Below are 11,724 nucleotides of genomic sequence, written 5' to 3'. Positions count from 1 at the left end.
GGCACATATTTATGTGCCCTTTTTTATTTTTTCTCAGTGCTATATTAAGTTTAGTTAACGCACAATATTAAAGGGTTTAATTGCATTCATCTGTCTGAGTTCGAGAACGGCCTTATTGGACGTCATATCAAGTGTCACTTGCTGTTAGCCGGCCAATAACTTGTTGAATCTTATATCATAGCAATTACGTCTGCAGAACTAATGTAGTAGCTAAACTCAGCAGGTATTTTTTGTTATATCACTTTGCTATTTAAGATGAATAACCTGCGGTGATATGACTCGTAGCTCGATGTAATATGAGAAGTCTAATTCATCAAGACTTTATCGTGTAATGACAACATATTAGACTTAAATTAAGCTCAATAAAAAGCATTACTTCCCGTGGTAATTACCATTGCTGGGGCTGCGCAAAATTATCATCGGCTTAACCTTTAATTTACTGAGCTGATAGATAAATCATCAATCAGCTCAGTAAATTGAACCGCTATCTTTGCTGATCAATTTTTTCACACATATCTGCAACACCACTTAACATTCTGGTACTGAATCTATGTAATAAATCTGCATCAACGTGAATAAACTTATTGTTTTTCACCGCGGGTATTTCTGGCCATTTTTGCCAGTCAATAATGGGTTGTGGTTTATCGGAGTTTTCATCCGGTAAAATCATTAAGTGCGGCTGGGCAACAATAACGTTTTCCGTGCTTATCTTTGGATAAGGCGTCGGGTTATCCTTAAAAACGTTCACTCCCTGGCACACTTCAATTAACTGATTTATCCAAGTTGTGCCATTAATGGTCATCATTGGCTCTGACCACAGTTGATAAAAAACAGGGATGGCTTGCTTAGTTTTATTATCGAGCCGTAATTTTTTTAAACGTTGTTCATAAGCTAACGCGACATTTTCTGCTTGCTGTTGATGTCCGGTTAAACCGCCAAAATAACGTAATTCAGTGGCAACATCCGCAATATCTACTGGATTACTAAAAACAATTTTTAGTCCTAAGCGTTTCATTTTATCAATGTCACTTTGCGAGTTGCCTGACTTCCAAACAATAACTAAATCAGGATTCAATGCCAATAATTTTTCTATTTGCATGCCGTGATAGCTGCCAACACGCGGAATATCTAGCGCCGCTTTAGGGTAATCGGAATAGGCAACCGCACCGACTATTTTATCGCCAGCACCAATATCAAATAACATTTCAACAATATGTGGCGCTAAGGCAACGATGCGCTTTGCCGATTGCTCAGCAAAACTTTTACTGGGTATGACTATCAGCAATAAGCTTATTACGGCGAAGGATATAAATCTTTTTGTCATTTTATTAAGCCTTTTACTTTTTAAGAGGCGCTTTTCAAGCACTAGGGTGTGGTCGTTTTGCTGTTGTTAATAATATCTTCAATCGCTGATATTTTTAGGTATTGCTGGCAAACATTAGCCAAACGTTCAAGCTGTTGCTCTCGGTGTTCATCAAGATTAATCGTCCGCTGGATGTCATTGTTACTGTCTAACCAGTCAACTAATAATTGTGTCGCAGCCCCTTCATCAAAAATACCATGTAGGTAAGTACCCGCTATTTGATTATCATTTGAAACACAACCATCGCTGGTCTGATTGTCACTTTTATTGAACAACAGAGGCACAGGCGTTTTATTATCAATAGCCGTCATGGTAGAAACACCACAATGAATTTCATAACCTTTGACCTGACAACTTTTACTGCCCAAGGTCATAGTGGCAGAGACTTGTGCTAATTTTTTTTCTGCGGTTAATTCAGTAGTAAGTTCGAGTAAACCTAAACCCGTTATCGCCTCAATCGTTGACTCAATACCTTCAGGATCGCTGATAGTTTGCCCAAGCATTTGATAGCCACCGCAAATACCAAACACTTTACCACCGTAGCGCAAATGACGTTCTATATCACTTTGCCAATCTTGTTCTTTAAGAAATTGCAGATCAAAAATAACATTTTTACTGCCGGGTAAAATCACTAAGTCACAATTGTTTATCCGCTCGCCCATTTTGACATAACGTAAATTTATTTCAGGGTTTAAACGTAACGTATCAAAGTCGGTATGGTTACTTATGTGCGGTAATAACGGTACAACAATATTTATTTTGGCTTGTTCAACCTTGTTTTCAATCGCAACGGCATCTTCGGCGTCAAGTGCTAAGTCGTGTAAATAAGGTAATACCCCTAATACTGGCTTACCCGTTTTCTCTTCTAACCAATCAAGTCCAGACGTTAATAAGTTAATGTCTCCACGAAAGCGATTAATTATAAAACCTTTCACGCGGTTTTGCTCTGAAGATGATAATAGCTCGAGTGTCCCCACTAAGTGAGCAAAAACACCCCCCCGATCGATATCAGCAACGAGGATCACAGGACAATCTACCGCTTCGGCATAGCCCATATTAGCAATATCATTAGCGCGTAAATTTATCTCTGCGGGGCTACCTGCCCCTTCAACCATTAGCAGCTGAAACTCTTTCGCTAAACGGTGATGTGATTCGAGGACAGCGTCCATCGCTACTTTTTTATAGTCGTGGTAGCTGGTCGCCTCCATATTTGATATGGCTCGACCATGAACAATCACTTGTGCCCCCGTATCGCTATTGGGTTTAAGTAATATCGGATTAAAATCAACACGTGGTGCAATCTTTGCGGCCACTGCTTGTAGTGCTTGCGCCCGACCAATTTCACCACCATCACTAGTAACAGCACTATTTAAAGCCATATTTTGTGGCTTAAACGGTGCTACTTTATAACCTAAATTTACAAATACTCTGCATAAACCAGCCACCAAGGTACTCTTTCCAGCGTCAGAGGTGGTGCCCTGCACCATTAATGTTTTCATTAATTTTGTTGTTCCGATATTTTACTTATCAACGCGTCACTTTTTAATGTCAGTGGTAATCCAGCGATAACAAAATCGACTTGCTTGGCTAATGTAGCCAGTTCTTGATGCAGCCAACCTGCTTGGTCGACAAATTGTCGCGACAGCTCGCCCATAGGCACAATGCCATGCCCGACCTCATTACTAACAAAAATAAGCTTTTTTGATTGATAGGCGTTGGTATCGCTAATAAATAGCGTTATAAATTCGATAAACAGTGACTTTTGCTGGCGATAAAACTCGCTATCTTGATGGCATAAACAATTACTTAACCAAAGTGTTAAGCAATCAACCAGCACACAATCATTGCTTTGTAATGCTTGTTGAAGTGCCTCAGCTAAATACAACGGCGATTCAAGCAGTTGCCAATGTTGAGGACGTTCGCCTTGATGCTGTAAAATACGTGCGCTCATTTCCTCATCATGGGCTTGCGCCGTAGCGAGATAACATATCGTTAGCCCTGCTGATTCAGCCTGTTTGGCAATATTTTCGGCGAAGCTCGACTTTCCTGAGCGTGCTCCGCCTAAAATTAGATGAAGTGTATTAGCATCACTAATTTTCATAGGCCTGCCTCCGTCAAAAATGTTGTCGCTGGAGATGCTAAGACCAGTAAAATAGTATAAACCGCCACTTCTAAAATTTGTTGCGCAGCTCCTAAACAATCACCAGTAAAACCACCTAATTGACGATTAAACCAAAATATTAATAAAAGACGCATTAGCCATAAGCCCCCTATTAGTACTAAACAATGCACGGCTGGTAATAAGCTAAACATCACCACCGCTGCGGTAATTAATAAGATTAACAAGCCTTTTAGAGATAAATGTTGCGCTAAAGGTTTAACTTTTGATTGTGCATCTTCGCTGACATAAGCCATGCTAAAGATTAAACTGGTACTGACGGCTCGGCTTAAGGTATGCGCTATAATCAATGCCACAAAAAGTGCTAATAAAGGATTGCTGCTATGGCTACTTAATAACACTAAACTCTGATATTTGATCATTAAAATAAAAAATAAGCTGGCTGCGCCATAAGTCCCTAAACGGCTATCTTTCATAATGTTTAGCTTTTGTTCAACGGTCCAACCACCACCAAAGCCATCCCAAACATCAGCCCAACCATCTTCGTGAAAAGCGCCGGTAAGCAATAAGCTCGCCGCCATAGAAATAAGTACCGCTAAAGAAATGGGTAAAAAGCTCGCCAACAACACTAAAATAGAGGCGGTGATCACACCAATAAACAAACCAATTAAGGCAAAATATCGGCTCGCTTGATGAAGCATTTCAGGTTTTACCACCTCAGGTAAACGCACCGGTATACGAGTAAAAAAACTTAAAGCGAGTAACAACAAATAGTATTGTTGTTGGCATTGTTGCCAGCGTGATTGCTTAGTCATTTAATCTTCAGCTTTGTTAGTGTTAGCACCCGTAACATCGGTCACTTGCGCCTGAGTAAAGCTTGCCATATCATTATAAAAAGCCACAGCCGCCTGAATTAATGGCAGTGCTAATGCAGCGCCTGTGCCTTCCCCTAAGCGTAAACCTAAATTTAATAGCGGCTTAACCTGCAAATGGCTAAGCATTTTTTGATGACCTTGCTCACCCGAGCAATGGGCAAAAATCATATACTCTTTAACATTTTTATTAATACTGATAGCGAGCATAGCGGCGGCAGTACAAATAAAACCGTCAACAACAACAAGCATTTCTTGTTCGGCCGCCGCTAACATAGCTGCGGTAATTTGTACGATTTCAAAACCACCTAAAGACGCTAAAATTTCTTTAGGGCTGCTGAGATTCCCTTGATGAAGCACTAATGCTTGCTCAATGACCTGTTGTTTGATTTTTACTATTTCATCACTAACGCCAGTACCTCGTCCAACACATTCACTGGCTGAAATACCCATAACAGCCGCCATAATAGCTGCGGCAGAAGTGGTGTTACCAATTCCCATTTCACCAAAAGCGATTAAGTTACAGCCTTTTTCATGAACTGATTTGACCAAAGCAGTCGCTTTTTCAAAACCGAGTTCAACTTGCGCTAGACTCATCGCTGGTGCGATATTTAATGGTGCGGTGATATTGCCTAAACGTTGATTGATAACGCCTGAACAATTATCAATTGGCGATAAAATACCCGCATCTACCACACTTAACTGCCAACCAAGCTGCTTACAAAAGACATTAATCGCCGCGCCACCGCTGGCAAAATTAGCCACCATTTGTGAGGTCACTTCACTAGGTGCAATAGAAACACCTTGCGCTGCGACACCGTGATCACCGGCAAATATAAATAAACTAGGATGTTTAATACTCAATGATTGTTGGTCAGTATTTACTATTGATAACTGCACAGCGGCAATAATTTTAGCGGTATCTTCTAGTTGGCCTAATGCGCCGAGTGGTTTAGTTTTTCCATCGATAGTCGACTGGATCTGTTGATTAAACACATCAGTTACTTTTTTAATAGCAAAGTTCATCAATAGCTCCTTTAAGCTTTATTTTTGCGAAAGTACAACAAGGATAAAAAGAATAAGCTCCCCAAAGCAGAAGTGATAACACCTACGGGTAGCTCTTGGTTTTCTAGTACAACTCTCGATAATACATCCACCCAAATCATAAAAATACCACCGACTAAAGCCGTTAACATAATGCCAAAAACAGTACCTTGAGAAACAAAAAATCGTACAATATGGGGTATCATCAAGCCAACAAAGCCTATACCGCCGCACAAAGAGACTAACGTTGCGGTGATCAGTGAACTCAGTACCAACATCACTAAGCGAAAGCGGTTAACATTAATACCTAAGGTTGTAGCACTTTCATCGCCTAACAACATTGCATTCAGTTGGCGTCGATACGCTAACATCATAATGACACAGCTAATAATAACGACCGCGGGAAACCATAAAATAGACCATTGCGCACGCGAAAAACTGCCCATAGTCCAAAATAATATCGCCGTAACCGCTTGTGGATCGGTATGATAAAGTAACAAGCTAGTAAATGAGCTGAACAAAAACGATAACGCTACGCCAGCCAATAGCATAGATTCAACTTGTTGACTTTGCCGACGACCAGAGATCATTAGCAACATTAGCATCGCCACTAAACTGCCCGCAAAAGCCGCGACAGGTGTTACAACAGAAATAGTGCTGCCCAGTAAAACAATAGATATAACGACTCCTAAAGAAGCCCCTGAAGAAATACCAAAAAGATAAGGGTCGGCTAATGGATTTCGCGTTACCGTTTGTAAAATCAGCCCAGAAACCGCTAAGCCACAACCCGCTAAAAAAGCTAAAATAGCTCGCGGCATACGTAATTCCCAAATAATACGCTCATAAAAAATCACCTCGCTCGCGTATTTATCTGTGGATAAACTAGCCAGTAGACTCGAAGTAACATCGCTAAAACTAATATCTGCAGCACCTAAAGATAACGACGCAATAAAGCTGATAACACCAAAAGCTAAGGTCAGAAAAATAATCCACGAATGATTGACCTTAAACATGAGGTAACGCTCTACTTTCTGCCGTTTTTTCTTGAGTATCGTAGCCATAGAAATAAGAAATATGAGGAACCTTATGTTGTGGATGAAGAGAGACTTGCGCGCAGACACCAAATACATTTGATAACATTTCAGAGGTGATCACCGCTTGTGGTGACCCTTGCTTAACCAGTTTACCTTTATCTAACACCAGCAGTTGATCGCACATCGCACTGGCAAGGTTTAAATCATGAAAAGACGCAATAACCGTGATGCCTAGCGATTTAGCTAATTCAATAACCTGAATTTGATAGCGAACATCAAGATGACTGGTTGGCTCGTCCATAATAAGTAAGCTGGGCGTTTGCACGATAGCACGAGCTATAAGTGCGCGTTGTTTTTCTCCACCGGATAAATGTTCAAAATTTTGTAAGTTTTTATCCACTAAGCCAACCTGCTTAATAGCACGGTCTATCTTGAGTCGGTCGCTGGCTTGTTCACGGGTAAATAGACCTTTGTGTGGCAGTAAACCCAGCGCAACAACGTCATGAACAGTTAAGTTAAAATGGGTGGGTGTTTCTTGTAAAACTACAGCGATATCTTGCGCATATTGATAGGCGTCATACTTTTGCCAAATATCTTTTTGATTAAATTGCACCAAACCAGAATCAGGTTTTACGTAACGATATAAGCAGCGAAGTAAGCTAGACTTTCCTGCACCATTAGGCCCTAAAATACCAGTAAAACTGCCTTTTTTAATGGTGAAAGAAATATCATCTAAAATAAGTTGGCTGTCGGCATGCCAAGAAAGATGCTGCACTGAAAGCAATGCGGTATTAGCGGTATTTATTGATGAGGATTGATCCTGGCTACTATTCAAAAATTGCTACTCACATACTATTGACACTTAAGGAGCATCAAACAGAGCACAATCAATCTCTTAGTATATGAAAAACTCAAGAGTCGACAATACAATGTTCGAGTAAACCCGCTCGACTTTGTTGGTTTTGCCTGTCATTTTGATAGGCAAATGACTCTAAATTAATGGGTATCCTGACTTAAGCTTTATGGTTATTAAATACCACTAAAAGGCTTTTACAGTTGCGGGTACAGTTGCGGTTTTTCACCACATTCCCACATTAAAAATGAGTTATATAATTTTGTTTGGAGATTATCGTCTGCTCACTAAAAATAGCAAGGTTTAATTGCCAATAACACCGAATTCATTGACTTATCGAGGTAACTTATCACCACACTATTTTTGGCCAATCAACGCCACTATCATCAGTATAAATATTAACTTTAACTAGCCCCGCATAAGGAATATCAATATGGCTCATGTGAACTGTGCCCGGCATAGGCAAATTAAGTACACGCGCAATTAAGTGTTTGATAACACCGCCATGCGCAACCACCAAGGTATTTCCTTCGGGTGCGTCTGCGAGCCATTCTTGCCACCAAGTATCGACACGCTTGACAAAATCAGCCATAGCTTCACCATTAGGCACAGTATGCTGCCAAGGGTTTTGCCAAAAATCACCCAGTGAAGGCTGCACAGCACTGGCTTTTATCTGCCACAAGGCTTGATAGGTTTGTCCATCCCAATCACCAAAATTCATTTCTTTAAGGTTATCGATTAATTGGAGATTAATGCTGTATTTTAATGAGTATGCTTTGGCAAAAACCTGACAACGTTGCAAAGGTGAACTGATACAAAAGGATATCTCTGGTAATTTTTGGCTAACGTCCCACAGCTGTTGCAAGCCATTTTCAGAAAGTGCGACATCTGTTTTACCAGCTAGAATACCCGGTGTAGCAATTTCACCATGGCGTAATAAATATAAAGTCCGCTGTAGCAAAGCATTACCTCTTAATATATATAGTGTAAAAAAGCATAGCGTAACCTTAAATTCAACATTGCGTAAGTACTATGACAAATAGCTGTGCACTTATAAACAACAGCACAGGAGTCAATGTTGTTCACTTTAGCGAAAGTGAGCACTTAACTATCTTGCCATTTAGCCTCTCGTTAACCGAAGAAGCGCACGTTTTAACCTCTTCCTTTCCTTTCATGATGAGGCCTAGATTTAAAGCTGAAATACCTGCTAATTCGTTTGGATCTTGTGATACTGGTGGAAACCAAGGTGGTCCAGGTGGTCCTCCCCCTTAATACTTTAATGTAATAGCAAGAAGTGCCTAAATTCATCTATAAAAAAGCCGCTCAGTTTACCTGAACGGCTTGGCTAATTTAAATATGTTTAACTTTACTATTTAATTAGAAACTATAACGAGCAGTCAGTGTAATTCTACGTGGAGCTTGGTAGTTTACCGGTGTCGTATAGTTAGGGTTAGGCAGTCTCGATGAAGCCGAGCCTACGTCACCTGTTTCATTGTATTCAGTGACTTCTTGAAAGTTAAAGGCATTTCTAACATTGACTTTCACGGTTAAGCCATCAACATATTCCGGCTTATATGTTAAACCTAGGTCAACATTTTTAACCCATGGAGTACGGCCTTGATCGCCACGATTACCTAAGACACCACCACAGTAAAACGATGAAGCACCGTAATTAGCTAAACCGCCAGCATCAACACCTAACTCATCTCTAAGTTCGTCAAGCGGAATAAAACCAACACAGTTTCTTGGACGACCAGATTGTAAACTGAAATTAGCAGATACTGAAATCTCATCATTAACTTGGTATGCACCAAAAGCTTTAAAGGTGTGACGACGATCATTGGGTAAAGCACCATAGGCACCATGCTGAAATAATGCATTATCAATGTCTTGTGTTAAACCTGCATCCTCTTGCTCTAGAGTCGAGTTAACATAACCTTCTGAGTTACCTTCACTTTTAGCTAAAGTATAAGAGCCCTGCAAGAACCAACCGTCAGCAAAAGGCTTCTCGAAAGTGAATTCTAAAGCTTTATAAGTACGTTTGTATTTTTCTAGGCCAAAGTATTCTTCAGGAACACTTTCTACGTCGTAATTACCGTCATTGTTAAGATCCAGCGCAATAGAAAAATCATTACCTGGGTTCATCATCATACAGCCAGCCATTGATTTATAATCGAAATCATTATAACCATTGTCTGTTGCATAATCGATAAATGGCTGATGAGAACAGTAATCATCCATGCCATCTTTAACTTCACGGTAAATAGCCTTGGCACCTAAAATCCAGTCATCAACCTGCTGTTGATAGCCAAGAATAAATTCATCTTGATGCATAGGTTTTAAGTTTGTTGCCGCTACGGTTCTTGAATCAGGCGCTTTATCATCACCGTTAGAGTTTCTTGTACCAATAGCGTCGCCCACTTTATCAGGAGCAGCAGTGATTGGATTTTCATCAGCACTGTCTACATAAAAGTACTCTTCATAGCTCCATTCAGTGCCTGCAGCACGAATATTTGTATTAGCCGCGATTGGCATAAAGTAACGTCCGGCAGTACCGAAAAGTTTTTTGTTACCATCGCCATCCATATCCCAAGAGAAGCCCAAACGCGGCGCCAATTCACTGTCAGATTTAACAAATGAATCGCCATCACCGTTGCGGTTTTCAAAGCCTTCAGAACGTAAACCTAAGTACACCATCCACTCATCAGTAACTTGCCAAGTGTCTTCTATATAAAATGCTGTGTTTTCAACTTCATAAGAAGCAGAACCCGTATTACTTTCTCTATGGCGAATATATTCTTCACCTGCTGTTACAAATGCACCATTGACGCTTTGTCCGCCTGCTCCGTCAACATCTTGAGCTACATGCCAGCGCCAGTATTCGCCACCTGTAAAGGTAGTGCCTCGTTTAGTCGAGGTAAATTTCTCTTGGTCATAACCGACACGAAGTGTATGTTCACCTAGAATCCATTCTGCGCCTAAACGTAAAGAGTCGCGTTCATCAGTATCAGAAGCGATCCCAGCTTCAGGCACAGTACTTTGGCCTTGAGCAATACCCCAACAACCAATGCTTTGTGAACTTGAAGGTGTTTCACGGCGATCGAATACTAACTCACATTCAGCGCCAGGGCCGATATCAGGGTTACGCGTTTCTAGTTCATTGGTCATGTTGCCCCAAAGAACACTTACTGAGAAATCATCAGTTAAAAATCCGGTATAGTTAACGATAGTAACATCGCCACCTTTGGTGATCTCATAAGGGTCAGCAGCTTCACCATGAGTCCCAGTGTAATACATACCTTCAGGGTTACTGTATGAGGTAAATTCTTGTGTTTCTTCATTATCGATGTAAGTCATCTCTAATAAATGGTCGTCTGAGATATTCCAATCAAGCTTTAACAAGTACATTGGTGAGTCGTCTTTCATTGTCTCACTTGTTTGTTTGCCAAAGGTATTGCTTTCATCATCTTGGCCTTCAAATAAGCCAAAAAAGAATAGTTTATCTTCAACAATAGCGCCTGATGCATAGGCATTATAGGATAAAGAGTCAAATTCATTAGCTGAGCGGAATGAAGAATAACGGTTAGAGTATTCTAAATCAGGATCGCGAGAAGTAACATCTTTGCCATCTTCTCTAAAACTTGCTGGCGTAGATTCAATTGAGCCACCAAATTTCCATTCATTTGAACCACGTTTAGTTACTAAACTAACAACGCCACCTAATGAACGACCGTATTCTGCGCCATAACCACCGGTGCGAACTTGTTGCTGTGAAACAGCATCATAAGGAAGGTCAGCAAAAGAGGTAAAGTTACGAATATTAGTAACATCGAAACCATTAATAAAATAACCATTTTCAGCAATTGACGAACCACCAAAAGAGGCCGTATTACCATTTCCTAAACCAGAATCACCTGCTGTTGCTCCAGGAGCTAACAAAGCAACTGATGTCAAATCTCTTGCTACCGGTAATAAGTCTATTTGCTCAGCAGTAAAGACTGAAGTCGATTCTACCGATGTGGTATCGATACTAACTAAAGAATTACCCACAATAGAGATAATTTCAGAAACTTCTGTAAAATCAACATTACTGCCCTTACCAATAGCGACTAAGATGTTTCGAGTATCTACACCATTGTCGACAGTATATTTGCCTGTCGGCAACTTAGAAAAGTTAAAACGGCCATCTTCACCAACAACAACAACGCGTTTAAAACCTGTCGCTGGGTTCTGAATTGTTACACTTTTACCCTGAATGGCTTTACCGTAAATAGAGCCACTAACATTATCGGCAAAAGTCATCGGAGACGCAGCTAAACATGCCCCAACTGCGATAGCAGCTAACGAGCGATTAAAGCTTCGCTTTATATTTGAATTTTTCATTATTATGTTTATCTCCAGTATTTAATAATTATTATTTGAACAAACCAAAAATGTTA

General features: G+C 40.4%; 10 protein-coding genes and 1 riboswitch. Of the genes, 1 reads left to right on the top strand and 9 read right to left on the bottom strand.

The window, feature by feature from the left end; translation table 11 throughout:
- Positions 1-484: 484 nt before the first annotated feature.
- The 8 genes from H4J69_RS10450 to H4J69_RS10415 form a co-directional block, all read right to left on the bottom strand.
- Positions 485-1,324: a cobalamin-binding protein gene (locus H4J69_RS10450; protein WP_182244210.1), complete on the bottom strand. Its 840-nt coding sequence runs from the start codon at positions 1,322-1,324 to the stop codon at positions 485-487.
- A 41-nt stretch (positions 1,325-1,365) separates the two neighbouring features.
- A complete protein-coding gene (locus tag H4J69_RS10445; protein WP_182244209.1) occupies positions 1,366-2,862 on the bottom strand; it encodes a cobyric acid synthase in 1,497 nt (498 codons plus the stop codon).
- A complete protein-coding gene (gene cobU / locus H4J69_RS10440) occupies positions 2,862-3,464 on the bottom strand; it encodes a bifunctional adenosylcobinamide kinase/adenosylcobinamide-phosphate guanylyltransferase (RefSeq protein WP_182244208.1) in 603 nt (200 codons plus the stop codon). Before cobU ends, H4J69_RS10445 begins: the two co-directional genes overlap by 1 nt.
- Positions 3,461-4,297, bottom strand: coding sequence for an adenosylcobinamide-GDP ribazoletransferase (locus H4J69_RS10435; RefSeq protein WP_182221871.1), 837 nt, complete (start codon positions 4,295-4,297; stop codon positions 3,461-3,463). The genes cobU and H4J69_RS10435 overlap by 4 nt, the downstream gene beginning before the upstream one ends.
- A complete protein-coding gene (cobT, locus tag H4J69_RS10430) occupies positions 4,298-5,380 on the bottom strand; it encodes a nicotinate-nucleotide--dimethylbenzimidazole phosphoribosyltransferase (protein WP_182244207.1) in 1,083 nt (360 codons plus the stop codon).
- Positions 5,381-5,391: 11 nt separating this feature from the next.
- Positions 5,392-6,411, bottom strand: coding sequence for an iron ABC transporter permease (locus tag H4J69_RS10425; protein ID WP_182244206.1), 1,020 nt, complete (start codon positions 6,409-6,411; stop codon positions 5,392-5,394).
- A complete protein-coding gene (locus H4J69_RS10420) occupies positions 6,404-7,267 on the bottom strand; it encodes an ABC transporter ATP-binding protein (protein WP_220467859.1) in 864 nt (287 codons plus the stop codon). The genes H4J69_RS10425 and H4J69_RS10420 overlap by 8 nt, the downstream gene beginning before the upstream one ends.
- Before the next feature lie 145 nt (positions 7,268-7,412).
- Positions 7,413-7,562, bottom strand: a riboswitch (cobalamin riboswitch).
- Between the two features lie 72 nt (positions 7,563-7,634).
- A complete protein-coding gene (locus H4J69_RS10415; protein ID WP_182244205.1) occupies positions 7,635-8,246 on the bottom strand; it encodes a histidine phosphatase family protein in 612 nt (203 codons plus the stop codon).
- Between the two features lie 71 nt (positions 8,247-8,317).
- Here H4J69_RS10415 and H4J69_RS10410 point away from each other — a divergent pair, with 71 nt between their 5' ends.
- Positions 8,318-8,557, top strand: a complete 240-nt coding sequence (locus H4J69_RS10410; protein ID WP_182216645.1) for a hypothetical protein — start codon at positions 8,318-8,320, stop codon at positions 8,555-8,557.
- Positions 8,558-8,662: 105 nt separating this feature from the next.
- Here H4J69_RS10410 and H4J69_RS10405 read toward each other — a convergent pair whose 3' ends face one another.
- Positions 8,663-11,668, bottom strand: coding sequence for a TonB-dependent receptor (locus H4J69_RS10405; protein ID WP_182216643.1), 3,006 nt, complete (start codon positions 11,666-11,668; stop codon positions 8,663-8,665).
- Positions 11,669-11,724 lie beyond the last annotated feature (56 nt).

It is taken from the genome of Colwellia sp. BRX10-9 (genome assembly GCF_014077405.1).
In the GTDB taxonomy this organism is placed as follows: domain Bacteria; phylum Pseudomonadota; class Gammaproteobacteria; order Enterobacterales; family Alteromonadaceae; genus Colwellia_A.
Note: the sequence above shows the minus strand (reverse complement) of the source record. Positions and strands in the feature narration are given on the sequence as shown.